14 protein-coding genes are annotated in these 14870 nt (G+C 70.9%); 5 read left to right on the forward strand and 9 right to left on the reverse strand.

Features of this window, described 5'->3' with window-relative positions; all coding sequences use genetic code 11:
* The first annotated feature begins 17 nt into the window (after window positions 1–17).
* Together ACY34M_RS25770 and ACY34M_RS25775 are read left to right on the forward strand one after the other, a co-directional pair.
* Entirely contained in the window at window positions 18–2144 is a 2127-nt protein-coding gene (locus ACY34M_RS25770; protein WP_462720889.1) for a PTS fructose transporter subunit IIABC, read from the forward strand.
* Window positions 2145–2236: 92 nt separating this feature from the next.
* Window positions 2237–2485 (forward strand): hypothetical protein, encoded by a 249-nt coding sequence (locus ACY34M_RS25775; RefSeq protein ID WP_462720890.1) that lies wholly within the window; start codon window positions 2237–2239, stop codon window positions 2483–2485.
* Between the two features lie 97 nt (window positions 2486–2582).
* Here the strand turns inward: ACY34M_RS25775 and ACY34M_RS25780 are convergent, their stop codons facing one another.
* The 4 genes from ACY34M_RS25780 to ACY34M_RS25795 all read right to left on the reverse strand — a co-directional run bounded on the left by ACY34M_RS25780 (window position 2583) and on the right by ACY34M_RS25795 (window position 7171).
* Window positions 2583–3362 (reverse strand): DUF6227 family protein, encoded by a 780-nt coding sequence (locus ACY34M_RS25780; RefSeq protein WP_462720891.1) that lies wholly within the window; start codon window positions 3360–3362, stop codon window positions 2583–2585.
* 179 nt (window positions 3363–3541) lie between these two features.
* Window positions 3542–4717 (reverse strand): L,D-transpeptidase, encoded by a 1176-nt coding sequence (locus tag ACY34M_RS25785; RefSeq protein ID WP_462720892.1) that lies wholly within the window; start codon window positions 4715–4717, stop codon window positions 3542–3544.
* Between the two features lie 144 nt (window positions 4718–4861).
* A complete protein-coding gene (locus ACY34M_RS25790; protein ID WP_462720893.1) occupies window positions 4862–5935 on the reverse strand; it encodes a P1 family peptidase in 1074 nt (357 codons plus the stop codon).
* A gap of 51 nt (window positions 5936–5986) precedes the next feature.
* Window positions 5987–7171 carry a low temperature requirement protein A gene (locus ACY34M_RS25795; protein WP_462720894.1) on the reverse strand — a complete coding sequence of 395 codons (1185 nt, stop codon included), beginning with the start codon at window positions 7169–7171 and terminating at the stop codon, window positions 5987–5989.
* A gap of 238 nt (window positions 7172–7409) precedes the next feature.
* On the opposite strand from ACY34M_RS25795, the gene pflB reads away from it, so the two are divergent.
* From pflB to ACY34M_RS25810, 3 genes are read left to right on the forward strand one after another with little or no spacing between them, the layout of a single operon-like run.
* Window positions 7410–9680, forward strand: a complete 2271-nt coding sequence (gene pflB / locus ACY34M_RS25800) for a formate C-acetyltransferase (RefSeq protein WP_462720895.1) — start codon at window positions 7410–7412, stop codon at window positions 9678–9680.
* 48 nt (window positions 9681–9728) lie between these two features.
* Window positions 9729–10532 carry a pyruvate formate-lyase-activating protein gene (pflA, locus tag ACY34M_RS25805; protein ID WP_462720896.1) on the forward strand — a complete coding sequence of 268 codons (804 nt, stop codon included), beginning with the start codon at window positions 9729–9731 and terminating at the stop codon, window positions 10530–10532.
* 46 nt (window positions 10533–10578) lie between these two features.
* A complete protein-coding gene (locus ACY34M_RS25810; protein ID WP_462720897.1) occupies window positions 10579–10782 on the forward strand; it encodes a hypothetical protein in 204 nt (67 codons plus the stop codon).
* A gap of 19 nt (window positions 10783–10801) precedes the next feature.
* Here ACY34M_RS25810 and mscL read toward each other — a convergent pair whose 3' ends face one another.
* The 5 genes from mscL to ACY34M_RS25835 form a co-directional block, all read right to left on the reverse strand.
* Window positions 10802–11269 carry a large conductance mechanosensitive channel protein MscL gene (gene mscL, locus ACY34M_RS25815; RefSeq protein WP_462721067.1) on the reverse strand — a complete coding sequence of 156 codons (468 nt, stop codon included), beginning with the start codon at window positions 11267–11269 and terminating at the stop codon, window positions 10802–10804.
* 114 nt (window positions 11270–11383) lie between these two features.
* Window positions 11384–11962 carry an RcpC/CpaB family pilus assembly protein gene (locus tag ACY34M_RS25820; protein ID WP_462720898.1) on the reverse strand — a complete coding sequence of 193 codons (579 nt, stop codon included), beginning with the start codon at window positions 11960–11962 and terminating at the stop codon, window positions 11384–11386.
* A gap of 193 nt (window positions 11963–12155) precedes the next feature.
* Window positions 12156–13010, reverse strand: coding sequence for an S-methyl-5'-thioadenosine phosphorylase (locus tag ACY34M_RS25825; RefSeq protein ID WP_462720899.1), 855 nt, complete (start codon window positions 13008–13010; stop codon window positions 12156–12158).
* An 86-nt stretch (window positions 13011–13096) separates the two neighbouring features.
* Window positions 13097–13444: an FmdB family zinc ribbon protein gene (locus ACY34M_RS25830; RefSeq protein ID WP_462720900.1), complete on the reverse strand. Its 348-nt coding sequence runs from the start codon at window positions 13442–13444 to the stop codon at window positions 13097–13099.
* 69 nt (window positions 13445–13513) lie between these two features.
* Window positions 13514–14806 (reverse strand): MFS transporter, encoded by a 1293-nt coding sequence (locus ACY34M_RS25835; RefSeq protein WP_462720901.1) that lies wholly within the window; start codon window positions 14804–14806, stop codon window positions 13514–13516.
* Window positions 14807–14870: the final 64 nt, after the last annotated feature.

Genomic DNA, 14870 nt, shown 5'->3' on the forward strand with positions numbered 1-14870 from the left:
AGGCAAAGGAGCCCGCGATGACGGAGATGATCACCGCGGACCTGGTCGACCTCGACCTGTCCGCCGAAACGAAGGACGCGGCGGCCAGGTCGCTGGCGCAGCGCATGGTGGCCCTCGGCAGGGTCACCGACCTCGACGGCTTCCTCGCCGACGTCGCGGCCCGCGAGGCCCAGATGCCGACCGGCCTGGACGGCGGCATCGGCATCCCGCACTGCCGCAGCGAGCACGTCACCGAGCCGACGCTCGCCTTCGGCCGCAGCGCCGCGGGCATCGACTTCGGCGCCCCGGACGGCTCCGCCGACCTGATCTTCCTGATCGCGGCCCCGGCGGGCGCGGACGACGCCCACCTCACGATCCTCTCCTCGCTGGCCCGCCAGCTGATGGACGAGGACTTCAAGACGGCCCTGCGCGCGTCGACCGACGCCGGTGCGGCGGCATCCCTGATCCGCGGCGACGCCCCGACCCCGCCCCCTGCGGAGCCCGCGGCCCCTGCGGAGCCCGCCGAGCAGAAGCAGGAGCAGCAGCGGGAGCAGGAGCAGCAGCGGGAGCAGGAGCAGGAACGGCAGGCCGAACAGGAGCCGCACCCGGAACCCGCCTCGGCCCCCGACGCCCCCGACACTCCCGACGCCCCCTTCAGGATCGTCGCGGTCACCTCCTGCCCCACCGGCATCGCCCACACCTACATGGCGGCCGAGTCCCTGGAGAACACCGGCCGCGACACCGACGGCGTCGAACTGGTCGTGGAGACCCAGGGCTCCTCCGGCTTCACCCGCCTCGACCCGGCCGTCATCGCGGCCGCCGACGGCGTGATCTTCGCCCACGACGTCCCCGTCCGCGAGAAGGAACGCTTCGCCGGAAAGCCCACGGTCGACGTGGGCGTCAAGGCAGGCATCAACCGCCCCGCCGAACTCATCGCCGAGGTCCGCGAAAAGTCCGCCCGCGGCGAGACCACGGCCCACGCCGACCCGTCATCCACACCTGTGGACAACTCTGGTGAACCCACGGACGGTTACGGCACAAAACTCCGCAAGTGGCTGATGTCGGGCGTCAGTTACATGGTGCCGTTCGTGGCGGCGGGCGGTCTGCTGATCGCGCTCGGCTTCGCGATCGGCGGCTACGAGGTCGCCGACGTCAAGGTCCAGACGCTGCTCGACAGCTTCGACTGGGGCTCGACGACGAGCTGGGCCGCGCTCCTCTTCTACACCGGCCAGGCGGCCTTCGCCTTCCTGGTCCCGGTCCTCGCCGGCTATATCGCGTACGGCATGGCGGACCGGCCGGGACTCGTGCCCGGATTCGTCGCCGGTTCGATCGCGGTGACCACCAACGCGGGCTTCCTCGGCGGCCTCGTCGGCGGTCTCATCGCGGGCGGCGTGGTCATGGCGATCCAGAAGGTGAACGTCCCGGCTGTGCTGCGCGGCATCATGCCGGTGGTCGTGATCCCGCTGCTCTCCTCGATCGTCGTCGGCTTCCTGATGTTCGTGGTGATCGGCAAGCCGATCGCCTCACTGCAGAGCGCCCTGACGGACTGGCTGAACTCCCTGTCCGGCGCCAACGCGATCGTCCTCGGCATCATCCTCGGCCTGATGATGTGCTTCGACCTCGGCGGCCCGCTCAACAAGGTCGCCTACGCCTTCGCGGTCGGCGGCCTCGCCAACCCCACCGACGGCTCGCTCAAGGTGATGGCCGCCGTGATGGCCGCGGGCATGGTGCCTCCGCTGGCGATGGCCCTGGCCACCACCGTGCGCGGCAAGCTCTTCACCAAGTCCGAGCGCGAGAACGGCAAGGCGGCCTGGGTGCTCGGCGCCTCCTTCATCACCGAGGGCGCGATCCCGTTCGCCGCGGCGGACCCGCTGCGCGTGATCCCGGCCTCCATGGCGGGCGGCGCGGTCACCGGCGCCCTGTCGATGGCCTTCGGCGCCACGCTCCGCGCCCCGCACGGCGGCATCTTCGTGGTCCCGCTGATCGGCAACGCCTGGCTGTACCTGGTGGCGATCGCGGCCGGTACGTGCGTCACCGCGGCGCTGACCGTCCTGTTCAAGTCGGTGCGCAAGCAGCCGGCCGCCGGGCAGCCGGAGGCCGTTCAGGCCGCGTCGCAGACGGCGTCCGCCCCGGAGCCGGCGGCGGCGCAGCCCGCGCAGGTGTGAGGGTTACGTCTGGTTAGCGCTGCGTTAGGAGCCTTGCGAGATACATCACGGTCCGGGACCAAAGTCCCGGACTGTGGTGTTCACTGGGGCGCATGCCTGAGCACGTGTCGATCCTTCAGCAGCTGGGTCTGGCCCTGGTCGCTCTTGCGGCCGTGGCCTGGGTGATCGGACTGGCCCGCATGGTGCGCACCGTCGCCGTCGACCCGCCGGAGCCGCGGACACAGCTGCCGATGGGCGCGCTCCCCGCGCAGTCGCGGGCGCCCGCGCTCGAGTCGGTGGCGCTGACGGCCGACGAGCAGGACGCGTTCGCGGGGCTCGTGCGGGAGTTCAGCCGCCGGTAGTCCGGGTTTCCCCGTGGCGGTCCACCGGGTTTCCCGGTGGTGGTGGTCCGGGGAGCCGCAGGCGGCCCGGATCGGCCGCTGGCGGTGCGGGGGAGTCCTAGCGGCGGGCCCGTGGGTACGCCGCCGCCCGGGTCTCCATCGCGCCGCGTGCCGCCTCCTGCGTCGCGTACACCTCGCACATGTGGCGGCCGTCCGGCGTCGCCGTGTGCTCGACCTCCCAGAGGCTTATCTCGCAGCCGTCGCTCAGCAGGAACGCGTGCTCGTACAGCGCGAAGCCGTGGCTGACGCGGCAGCCGAAGGCCTGGGTGATCTGGTGTGCGCACGCCTCCCGCAGCAGCCGGGCGGTGCCGGGGCCCGGTCGCGTCGTGACGTCCGGGTTCTCCGCGCGGCGCAGCAGACGGCGGGCGTGGTCGACGGAGCTTTCCGGGTCGCCGGGGCCGAAGGTGCGGCGTATGGGCGGGACCGGGGCGAGCTGGACGGGGACCATGGGGACCTGGAGGTCGAACTCCGGCTCGGCTTCCCGGGGCAGCGGGAGCCGCCCCGTCGCCAGGTGCAGCTCGTCCTCGGACACGTAGACCTCGTGCTGCGGCGTGCCGTCCCGCCCTGTGTTGTGCACCAGTTCCCACAGGGTGAGGGAGCCGCCGTCGACCAGCAGCCAGTTGTGCCGGTACGTCTCCCGGTGCCGGCCTCCGCTGTGGTGGGCGGAGTGCAGGGACCCGGCGTACGCGAGCGCGCCGTCGAGCCGCTCCAGCGCCTCGTCGGGCAGGTCGAAGGAGTTGAGCGCGCGTCCGAGGAGCCGGCCGAGCTGTGCTTCGGGTGACGGGTCCGAATCGGCGTCGTGCCGGACACCGGGCTCGGAGCCATGCGGAACGCTCAAGGCACCTCCCAGTACTGCCTCATTGCTTCGTGTCACCTCGTGGGTGCATACCGTAGCCCCTCGCTCCGACATCATGTCCGTGAAATGACAAACGGGGGAAGGGAATTGAGCAACGTGTTTGAAGAACGCACGGGCCGCGCGGGAGGTTCCCGCGCGGCCCGTGGTGGACGAGGGGTCCGTCAGGTGGCGCTGCCCGCCGTCCACTGGCTCCACGCCATGTTCCAGCCGTTCAGGCCGTTGTCGGGGGCGACCGTCTCGTCGTGCGAGTTCTTCATGACGACGACGTCGCCGATCAGCGAGTTGTCGTAGAACCACTTGGCGGTCGTGTCGCCGCCCGCGCCCTTCACGTCGCGCATGCCGACGCAGCCGTGGCTGGTGGCCTGTGCGCCGAAGGTGCCGGGCGAGCTCCAGTAGTTGCCGTGGATGAACGTCCCGGACTGGGAGAGGCGCATCGCGTGCGGCACGTCGGCGATGTCGTACTCGCCGCCGAAGCCGACCGTGTCGCCGTTCATGCGCGTCTGCACGAACTTCTCCGAGATCACCATCTGCCCGTTGTACGTGGGGTGCTGGGCGCTGCCGGTGGAGACGGGCACCGTCTTGATCGTCTTGCCGTCGCGGACGACGGTCATCTTCTGGGTGTTCGCGTCGACCGTGGCGACCTGGGCGCGGCCGACGGTGAAGCTCACCGTCTTGTCCTGCACGCCGTGCACCCCGTTCGCCCCTTCGACCCCGTCGAGGGCGATCTTCATCGTGACCTTGGAGCCGGCCTTCCAGTACTCCTGGGGCCTGAAGTCGAGGCGCTGGGTGCCGAACCAGTGGCCGACGACCTTCTGGCCGCTGCTCGACGTCACCGTGATGTGCGACTGCACATCCTTCTTGTTGGTGATCGCCTTGTCGAAGTTGAAGGACACGGGCATGCCGACGCCGACCGTCGTCCCGTCGTCCGGCGTGTACGTGCCGATGAAGCTGTTGGCGTTGGAGACCGTCGTGAAGATGGAGTTGGCGGCGGCCTTGTGTCCGCCGTCGTCCTTGGCCGCGGCGGCGATCCGGTACTTGGTGCCGCGCTCCAGCTGCTCCTTCGGCTTCCACGCCGCGCCGTTCGCCGTGATCGTGCCGGGCACGGCCTTGCCGCTCGCCGACTCGGTCATCTTCACGGTGGTCAGCTTGCCGTCGCTGACCTTCACGCCCGTGGCGTTGATGGAGGCGCCGGTCGAGCCGTCCTTGGCCGAGATGGTGATCTTCGGGGCGTCGCCGCCCTTGTCGTTGTCGGCGGTGGCATCGCCCCCGCAGGCCGTGAGGGTCAGTGCGCCGACGGCGAGTGCCGCGCACACGACGGCTATGTTCTGCCTGCTCACGGTCTGCTCCCTTTTCGTGGTTTCTGCGGTTCCGCTGCTTCTCTACCGATGTGAGGGAAGAGCACCAAACGGTCGGAGGGGTTCCCTCCGCTTGTTGTGAACGCAGCCACAGGGACAGTTCTGTTACGCGCTGGTGGATCTCTGTTACGCAGCGCCCGGCCGGCCCCCGTAGAGGTCGCCGTACGAGAGGTGCGTGAGGCCGCCCGCCGCCACGGTCTCCGCCGCGCGCACGGCCCGCACGATCGACCGCGTCACGAGGTCCGCACCGGCCGCCAGGATCTCGTTGAGCGCGAGGGGGTTCGCGGCGTCGAGCGGGCGCTCCCCGGTCGCGAGTGCGAACACCGTGTCCCCGTCGTTGAGCAGATGCACCGGCCGCACGGCCCGCGCGATCCCGTCGTGCGCGGTACCGGCGACCTTCTGCGCCTGGGCGCGCGTGAGGTCGGCGTCGGTGGCGACGACGGCGAGGGTGGTGTTGAGCGGCGGCCTCCCGGAGCTGAGCGCGGGGGTGCCGTTCGCCGCGGCCGCCTCCGCGAGCCGCTTGCCCGCCGCCTCGTGCGCCTCGGGCGTCGGGTACGTCACCGGTCCACGCTCCGTGAAGAACTCGCCGTAGAGCGCCCCGGTGGCCGGGTCCACGGCGGAGCCCGCGGCGTTCGCGACGACCAGGGCGGAGACCGTGATCCCGGAGTCGAGGACCGTGGACGCGGTGCCGATGCCGCCGCGCAGCTTCCCGACGAGCGCGCCGGTGCCCGCCCCGACGTTGCCCTCCTGGAGCGGGGCGCCGGGCTCCGTCGCCGCGGCGGCCTCGACCGCGGCGCGGCCCGTCGCCGCGTCGGGGCGGGCCCGCCAGTCGCCGCCCCGGCCGAGGTCGAAGACGCACGCCGCGGGCACCACCGGCACGACCTCGCCCGGACGGGCGCCGGCCGGGACGCCGCGCCCCTGGTCCTCCAGCCACGCCATCACCCCCGACGCCGAGTCGAGCCCGAACGCGCTGCCGCCCGTGAGCACGATCGCCTCGATGCGCTGCACGAGGTTGCGCGGGTCGAGCGCGTCGGTCTCCCGCGTGCCGGGTCCACCGCCGCGTACGTCCACGGCGGTGACCGCACCGCCCTCGGGGGCGAGCACGACCGTCGTACCGGTCAGGAATCCGTCCCCGATCCGGGTGGCGTGTCCGACGCGCAGGCCGGGGACGTCGGTGAGGGCATCGTTGCGAGTCGTCATGTCCCATGCCTACCACGGGAGTTGGCGCCCCACCGGGGCGGCCGGGGCCGGTCAGGCGGCCGGTGTCCCGCCCGTGCGCGAGGACAGTGCCACCCCGATCACGACGGTGAGCGCCGTGACGATCCCCGCCGCGAGCACCGCCCAGTGCCCCGCGAACGTGCACGCGAGCACGAGCACCGCGGCGACCGGCAGCGCCAGTTGCTGCGCCGCCCCGACCTTGAAGTACCGCGCGTGCAGCGCCCACACGAACAGCAGGAACACCGCGGCCGGGACCGTGACGGCGGCGGAGGCCGCGGCGGTGGAGATGTGGGCCTCGCCCACCGCCTGCTCGACGGCGACCTCGATGCCCGCGCCGATCGACGCGGCCGAGGCGAGGATGAAGAAGTGGCCGTAGCCCCACACGAACGCCTGCCGGTTGCTGCGCAGCCGGTCGTGGATCGGCACCGCGAAGTAGATCCACCAGGCGGCGAAGACGATGAGGAGGCCGCCCGCGGCGATCGGCAGCAGCTCGCCGAGCGCGTCGTTCTCCTCGATGCCCGACTTCACCGCGACCGTCGCCGCGGCGATCGTCTCGCCGAGCACGATGATCGTGAACAGCCCGTAGCGCTCGGCGATGTGGTGCGGGTGCCAGGACGTCTGCCGGTCCCGCTCCGCGAACACCGGGACGCACATCTCCAGGATCGCCATCGCGAGGAACACCCAGCCCTGCCCCGCCTTGGGCGTGAACAGCAGCGCCAGCCAGCCGACCTGGCACGCGATCACCCCGCCCGCGTACCGCAGCGCCACCCGGCGCTCGGCCCCGGTGGTGGAGGCGGCGGCCCGCAGCCAGTGCGTGGCCATGGCGAGTCGCATGATCAGGTAGCCGAGCCAGACCACCGTGTAGTTGTCGTGCGCGAACGCCTGCGAGACACCGGCGGCGAGCACCAGCACGCCGGCGATCTGGACGAGCGTGACCACGCGGTAGACCGCGTCGTCGTTGTCGTAGGCCGAGGCGAACCAGGTGAAGTTCATCCACGCCCACCAGATGGCGAAGAAGACGCGCGCGTAGTCCACGACCCCGGCGCCCGTGTGGCCCTCCGCCACCGCGTGCACCAGTTCCGCCCCGCCCTGTGCGACGGCGACGACGAAACACAGGTCGAAGAAGAGCTCCAGCGGCGAAGCGGCCCGGTGCCGCTCGTCGCGCTCCCTCTCGACCATGCGGCGGATCGGTGAGCGCTTGTCTGGCGTGGTCGTCATGGGGAAAGCCGTACCACGAAATTCCGCCACATTCCTTGTGAAGGCATTCACAAGCGAACTTGGGTCGAAAGTCCCATGAGAAGGGCCAGGTCAGGCCGGTGATGCCGGTGGATCCCGGCCCCAGTTCAGGACTTACGGTCCCGAACTGGGGACCATTGCCGCCCCCCGGGCGACCCCGACAGGAGTGCAATGAACAGGTAGGAACCCACCGGTCGAAGAGATGGGGAAGGTGCCGCAGATGACTGCCACTCCCGCGGAAAAGACGACGCACGGCGAGGCCTGGGACGGCTTCAAGGGAGGGCTGTGGCGGGACGCCGTCGACGTCCGCGACTTCGTCCAGCAGAACTACACCCCCTACGAGGGTGACGGCTCCTTCCTCGCGGGTCCGACCGAGCGCACCACCGCCGTCTGGGAAAAGCTCCTCGGCATGTTCCCGGACGAGATCGAGCGCGGGATCCACGACGTCGACGTGAAGACCCCGTCCCGGATCGACGCCTTCAGGCCCGGCTACATCGACGGCACCGCCGCCGACCACAACGACCTCATCGTGGGCCTCCAGACCGACGCCCCGCTGAAGCGCGCGATCATGCCCAACGGCGGCTGGCGGATGGTCGAGAACGCCCTCAACGCCTATGGCTACGAGGCCGACCCCGAGGTCCGCGAGATCTACACCCACCTGCGAAAGACCCACAACGAGGGGGTCTTCGACGCCTACACCCCCGAGATCCGCGCCTGCCGCTCCTCCGGCATCATCACCGGCCTGCCCGACGCCTACGGCCGCGGCCGCATCATCGGCGACTACCGCCGCGTCGCCCTCTACGGCGTCGACCGCCTCATCGCCGCCAAGCAGGCCGACAAGGACGAGCTCGCCGCCGCCTGGCCCACCGAGCACGTCATCCGGGACCGCGAGGAGATCTCGGAGCAGATCAAGGCGCTGAACGAGCTGAAGTCCATGGCCATGTCGTACGGCTACGACATCTCCGGCCCCGCCACCACCGGCCGCGAGGCCGTGCAGTGGCTGTACTTCGCCTACCTCGCCGCCGTGAAGGAGCAGAACGGCGCGGCCATGTCGATCGGCCGCATCGACAACTTCCTCGACATCTACCTGCAGCGCGACATCGAGGCCGGCCGGATCACCGAGTCCGAGGCCCAGGAGTTCATCGACGACTTCGTCATCAAGCTCCGCATCGTCCGCTTCCTGCGCACCCCCGAGTACAACGACCTGTACTCCGGCGACCCGACCTGGGTCACCTGGTCGATGGCCGGCATCGGCGAGGACGGCCGCCCGCTCGTCTCGCGCACCACCTTCCGCGCGCTCCAGACCCTCTACAACCTCGGCCCGGCCCCCGAGCCGAACCTGACGGTCTTCTGGTCGCGCGAGCTGCCGCGCGGTTTCAAGGACTTCGCCTCGCAGGTCGCCATCGACACCTCGGCCATCCAGTTCGAGTCCGACGAGCTGATGCGCCCCAAGTACGGCGACGACACCGCCATCGCCTGCTGCGTCTCCGCGATGGCCGTCGGCAAGCAGATGCAGTTCTTCGGCGCCCGCGTGAACGTCGCCAAGGCGCTCCTCTACGCGATCAACGGCGGCCGCGACGAGAAGTCCGGCAAGCAGGTCGTCGAGGGCTTCGAGCCCATCGAGGGCGACTACCTCGACTACGAGACCGTCGCCCAGCGGTACGACGCGATGCTCGACTGGCTGGCGAAGACGTACGTGCACGCGCTCAACGTCATCCACTACATGCACGACAAGTACGCCTACGAGCGCATCGAGATGGCCCTGCACGACCAGGAGATCCTGCGCACCATGGCATGCGGCATCGCCGGTCTCTCGGTCGCCGCGGACTCCCTGTCGGCGATCAAGCACGCCAAGGTCAAGGTCGTCCGTGACGAGACCGGCCTCGCCGTCGACTACGAGATCGAGGGCGACTACCCGGCCTACGGCAACAACGACGACCGCGCCGACGAGATCGCCAAGCGCATCGTGCACGGCTTCATGGAGAAGGTCCGCAAGCACCCGACCTACCGGAACGCGGTGCACACCCAGTCGGTGCTCACGATCACCTCGAACGTCGTCTACGGCAAGAAGACCGGCAACACCCCGGACGGCCGCCGCGCCGGCACCCCCTTCGCCCCCGGCGCCAACCCGATGAACGGGCGCGACGAGCACGGCTACATCGCCTCCGCCCTGTCGGTCGCGAAGCTGCCCTACGACGACGCGGAGGACGGCATCTCGCTGACCAACACGATCACCCCCGACGCCCTGGGCCGCACCCCCGCCGAGCGGATCGGCAACCTGTCCGGCGTGCTCGACGGCTTCACGGCCAGCGACGGCTTCCACATGAACGTCAACGTCCTCAACAAGGCGACCCTCGAGGACGCCATGGAGCACCCGGAGAACTACCCGCAGCTCACCATCCGGGTCTCCGGCTACGCGGTGAACTTCGTCCGTCTGACGCGCGAGCAGCAGCTGGACGTCATCAACCGGACCTTCCACGGCTCCCTGTGAGCCGGTCCTCCTGACCGAGACACCCCGAAGGACCCGGAGAGGAACGCCATGACCGTCATGCTCACCCAGAACCTCACCGCGAACGACGCCGTCACCCCGGCCGCCGCCGCGACGCACCGCCCCATCGAGGGCTCGGTGCACTCCTGGGACCTGTCGACCGGCGTCGACGGGCCGGGCACGCGCTTCGTGACGTTCCTCTCCGGCTGCCCGCTGACCTGCCTGTACTGCCACAACCCCGACACCTGGAAGATGCGGAACGGGAAGCGCACCGCCGCCGACACGATCGTCGCCGAGGCCGCCAAGTACACCCGGTTCATCGAGGCGGCGGGCGGCGGCGCCACCATCAGCGGCGGGGAGCCCCTGCTCCAGCCGGTCTTCGCCGGCGAGCTGCTGCACCGCTTCAAGCACGAGCTGGGCCTGCACACCGCCCTCGATACCTCGGGCTTCCTCGGGGTGCGCGCCACCGACGCCCTGCTGCGCGACGTGGACCTGGTGCTGCTCGACATCAAGTCCTGGGACCGCGCCACCTACAAGCACGTCACCGGACGGCCGCTGCGGCCCACCCTCGACTTCGCGCACCGCCTCGCCGACCTCGGCAAGAACGTGTGGGTGCGCTTCGTGCTCGTGCCGGGGCTGACCGACGACCCCGACAACATCGAGGGCGTCGCCGCCTTCGCGGCCTCCCTCGGCAACGTCTCCCGCGTCGACGTGCTGCCCTTCCACAAGCTCGGCGAGGCGAAGTGGCAGGCGCTCGGCAAGACCTTCACGCTGCACGACACCCCCTCGCCCACCCCCGAGCAGGTCGCCTCCGCCAAGGCGATCTTCGAGGCCCACGGCCTCACGGCGGTCTGAGCCCGCACTCCGGGGGCCGTCGCTCCCGGCGACGTACCCTGGAGCCATGAGCAGTCCCGCCCCCGATCCCGAGCAGCGCGGTCCCCGCAAGAAGCGCGACCCCAAGGCCGCGCTGATCTTCGACGATCCGCTGACCGCGCAGTCCTCCGACGACACGGACCGAGGCTGGGGCGAGCGGCCGGCGGCCGGCGACAACAGCGCCGCCGACCTGGCCCGCTTCCTCGACGAGAAGCCGCCCCACCACCTCTGAAAGGCCGCCGGGAGCCCCGCTAGGGCTCGGAGTGGCCCGAGCCGCGCTGCGCCACGAGCGCGTCGCGGATCTCCTTGAGCACCTCCAGCTCGGAGACCTCCAGCACCTCCTGGGTGCCCTCCTTCTCGGCCTTCTTCGCGGCCTGCCGGGCGAGGTACTTGGCCATCGGCAGCACCATCAGGAAGTACACGACGGCGGCCGTGATCAGGAAGCTGATGGCGGCGCTGAGAACCGTGCCCCACATGATCTGGATGCTGTCGTCGCTGCCGGGCTTGCACGTGCCCTTGAGGCAGTACGCGTACTTGTTCAGGTCCTGCGTGCCGAACGCGCCGACGATCGGGTTGATGACCCCTTCCACCACAGCGTTCACGATGTTCGTGAATGCGGCGCCGATGACCACGGCGACCGCGAGGTCGATCACATTCCCGCGCATGAGGAAGGCCTTGAAGCCTTCCCACAGGCTCGGTTCGTTGTTCTCGCTCACCAGAAGGCCTCTCTTCACATGTCCAGGTAGTGGAGCAAACGCTTCCGCAACCTACGACAGTTCGGGTCAGACCTGTCCAATTCGGTAGCTCGAACGGGGGACTTGACGAGAGATACGTCACCACACCGTCACCGCCAGCCGGGAAGCGGCCCCTGCGCCCGCGAGGCGCGCGGCGGTCGCGCGCTCCACCGTCAGCACCACCAACGCCCCACCGGCGTCCGAGGTTTCGCCGACATCGCCGTCTTGACCGAGAGTTGGCCTCGGCTTCGGCAGGGCCGCCACGCGCGCCCCGGACGCGAGCACCCGCACTCCCGGCCTGCCGTCCGCCCGCGCCGCCACCACGTCGACCCGGTCGCCCGGCCGCAGCAGCCGCACCGCCCCCGCGTCCGCGATCCGCACCGGCGCCGACACCGTCACGCCGGAAGCGGCGGCTCCGGCGGCCCCGGCCGCCCGCTCGCCCGGCGCCGCCGCAGCCCGCCGCGGCGTGCTCTCCTGCCCCGCACCGGACGACGGCACCGCCGCCACCAACGCCGCCACGGCCAGGGCGAGCCCCGCCACCACGGCGGGCGGCCGCCGTCGCCTCCCCGCCCGGCCGGGGCGCCACCGCCCGCCCCGTACGCGCACAGGAGGGAAGGCGGGCACGTCGGACGTCGGGGGAATGCTGAGCTGGTTCGTGACAGATACAGATGCGGACATGGTCGCCACCGCCTGCGGATCGGTCGGGCCGGACGGACACCGCGCCCGTCCCGCCGGACACGATCCGCCTCCGCGCCACCTCTCGCCGGAGCCCGTGCACTACCGAGCGGTTGTGGACAACTCCCTGACACGAAGGGGGATTCCGGCTCACAGGAGGGGGAATTCCGGCTCGTACGAAGGGGGAATTCCGGCGTCACGGCAGCCGGAACCCCGGATCCATCCCGCCCAGCGCCCCGACGCACGGGCAGTCCCGCTCCGCCGTCGCCGGCAGCCCCGCCACCGCGTCGAACAGCACCGTCCGCAGCCGGTCCACATTGGCCGCGAACACCCGGAGCACCTCGTCGTGCGAGACGCCCTCACCGCTCTCCGCGCCCGCGTCCAGGTCCGTGACCAGGGTCAACGACGTGTAGCAGAGCTCCAGTTCACGGGCGAGCACCGCCTCCGGGTGCCCGGTCATCCCGACCACCGACCAGCCCATGGCGGCATGCCACCGGGACTCGGCGCGGGTGGAGAACCGCGGCCCCTCGACCACCACGAGCGTCCCGCCGTCCACCGGCTCCCAGTCCTTGCCGCGCGCGGCCTTCACCGCGGCCCTGCGGCCCGTGGGGCAGTACGGGTCGGCGGGGGAGACGTGCACGACGTTCGGCACGGACCCGTCCGGCAGCGGCTGCCCGTCGAAGTAGGTCTGCGCCCGCGCCTTCGTACGGTCCACGAACTGGTCGGGCACGAGCAGCGTCCCCGGCCCGTACTCGGGCCGCAGGCCGCCCACCGCGCACGGGCCGAGGACCTGGCGCACGCCCACCGAGCGCAGCGCCCAGAGGTTGGCGCGGTAGTTGATGCGGTGCGGCGGCAGATGGTGGCCGCGGCCGTGCCGGGGCAGGAAGGCGACCCGGCGTCCCGCCACCTCACCGAGGAAGAGCGAGTCGCTCGGTGGCCCGTAGGGGGTGTCGACGCGGACCTCCGTCACGTCGTCCAGGAAGGAGTAGAAGCCGGAGCCGCCGATCACGCCGATCTCGGCGTCGGCACGTGCGTTCGCATGGGTCGCCATGGGTCAGCACAGTAGTCACGCCGGGAACGCCGAAGACCCTGTCGTCGAAGGACGACAGGGTCTCGTAAGACTTCTCTCCGTGCCGCTTACGCGGCGGAGGACGTCGAGGAGGTCGACGAGCTCGAAGAAGAAGAGCTCGAAGAAGACGACGAGCTCGAAGAGGAGGACGAGTCGGAGGACGACTTCGATTCCGAGGACTTCGACTCGGAGCCGGACGACGACTTCGAGGACGACGCCGGGCTGCTGCTCGACGAGGAGCCGCGGCTGTCATTGCGGTAGAAGCCGGAGCCCTTGAAGACGATGCCGACGGCCGAGAACACCTTCTTGAGGCGGCCGTTGCAGCTGGGGCACACGGTCAGGGCGTCGTCGGTGAACTTCTGCACCGCCTCGAGGCCCTCGCCGCACTCGGTGCACTGGTACTGGTAAGTCGGCACTGTGTCTTCCTCCTGGCACTCTCACTCGATGAGTGCTAACGACGATCCATAGTGACCTATTCCGCGGGATCAGTCCACTGCCACGGGCTCGCGGTGACCCACACCACGTGCCACGGTCCGCCCCGTCGAGGGCGGCGTGAGCCGCGAGCGCAGCAGGAACATGACCACCAGGGCGAGCACGGTGCCGCCCATCGGGACGAGGAATCCGGCGCCGTCCCAGAAGCGGTCCTCCAGTTGCCCGGCCACCGTCACGGCGGCCGCCTGACCGAGCGCGACCGCCCCGGTGAGCCAGGTGAAGGCCTCGGTGCGGGAGCCCGCGGGGACGATCTTCTCGACCAGCGTGTAGCCGGTGATCAGGGACGGCGCGATGCACACGCCGACCAGCAGGCCGAGTCCGGCGAGCAGCACCACGGACTGCGCCGCCCACAGCCCGGAGGCCATGACGGCGAGGGCCGTGTACCCGACCAGGAGGCGGCGCTGCGGGGCGATCTTCCATGCGACGGCGCCGCAGACGAGGCCGGAGAGCATGTTGCCCGCGGCGAAGATCCCGTACAGGACGCCGTTCATGCCGGGCTCGCCGATCGCCTCGGTGTAGGCGGCCAGCGAGACCTGCATGCCGCCGAACACGGAGCCGATGCCGAGGAACGTCACGATCAGGACGCGCACGCCGGGCACGCGCAGGGCGGAGGTGTGCTCCACGCGCGCGTGCTCGCCCGCCGCGTGCACCGCGGGCTGGGTGCGCTTCTGGGCGGCGAACAGCAGGCCGCCGACGAGCGTCAGGGCGGCCTCGGTGATCAGGCCGGCGGCCGGGTCGATGCCGGTGCACAGAGCCGTCGCGAACAGCGGGCCGAGCACGAAGGTGAACTCGTCCGTGACCGACTCGAAGGCGGCGGCCGTCTGCATCAGGGGCGACCCCTGCAGCTTCACGCCCCAGCGGGCGCGCACCATGGGTCCGATCTGCGGCGTGGAGGCACCCGTGGGCACGGCGGCCACGAACAGCGCCCACGTGGGCGCCCCGGACAGCGCGAGCGCGGTGAGCGTGAGCCCCGCGGCGGTGTGCACGAGCACGCCGGGCAGCAGTACCGCGCGCTGCCCGAACCGGTCGGCCAGCTTGCCGCTGTAGGGCGCGAAGAGCGCCATGGAGACACCGGTCGTCGCGGATACCGCGCCCGCGGTGCCGTAGGAGCCGGTGGTGTGCTGCACGAGCAGCACGATGGAGAGCGTCAGCATCGCGAACGGCTGGCGTGCCGCGAAGCCGGGGAGCAGGAACGTCCAGGCCCCACGGGTGCGCAGGAGCTGCCCGTAGCCGGGGCGCCCGGCACGCTTGTCGTCGCGTTCGGTGACCGTGTCCTTCTGTGGCACGGCCCTTGCCTTTCTGCCGCCTGGTAGCGCACGGCCCCCTGGTCGAGGGGGCGCGCGCCGAGAG

The organism is Streptomyces sp. EDA2-14 (genome assembly GCF_054963755.1).

What these genes read in the sequence shown, in the direction of transcription:
- ACY34M_RS25825 (WP_462720899.1), bottom strand. Translation starts at nt 13,010, where the DNA reads ATGGCGACCCATGCGAACGCACGTGCCGACGCCGAGATCGGCGTGATC.
- pflA (WP_462720896.1), top strand. Translation starts at nt 9,729, where the DNA reads ATGACCGTCATGCTCACCCAGAACCTCACCGCGAACGACGCCGTCACC.
- ACY34M_RS25775 (WP_462720890.1), top strand. Translation starts at nt 2,237, where the DNA reads ATGCCTGAGCACGTGTCGATCCTTCAGCAGCTGGGTCTGGCCCTGGTC.
- ACY34M_RS25820 (WP_462720898.1), bottom strand. Translation starts at nt 11,962, where the DNA reads ATGTCCGCATCTGTATCTGTCACGAACCAGCTCAGCATTCCCCCGACG.
- ACY34M_RS25810 (WP_462720897.1), top strand. Translation starts at nt 10,579, where the DNA reads ATGAGCAGTCCCGCCCCCGATCCCGAGCAGCGCGGTCCCCGCAAGAAG.
- ACY34M_RS25790 (WP_462720893.1), bottom strand. Translation starts at nt 5,935, where the DNA reads ATGACGACTCGCAACGATGCCCTCACCGACGTCCCCGGCCTGCGCGTC.
- ACY34M_RS25795 (WP_462720894.1), bottom strand. Translation starts at nt 7,171, where the DNA reads ATGACGACCACGCCAGACAAGCGCTCACCGATCCGCCGCATGGTCGAG.
- ACY34M_RS25770 (WP_462720889.1), top strand. Translation starts at nt 18, where the DNA reads ATGACGGAGATGATCACCGCGGACCTGGTCGACCTCGACCTGTCCGCC.
- pflB (WP_462720895.1), top strand. Translation starts at nt 7,410, where the DNA reads ATGACTGCCACTCCCGCGGAAAAGACGACGCACGGCGAGGCCTGGGAC.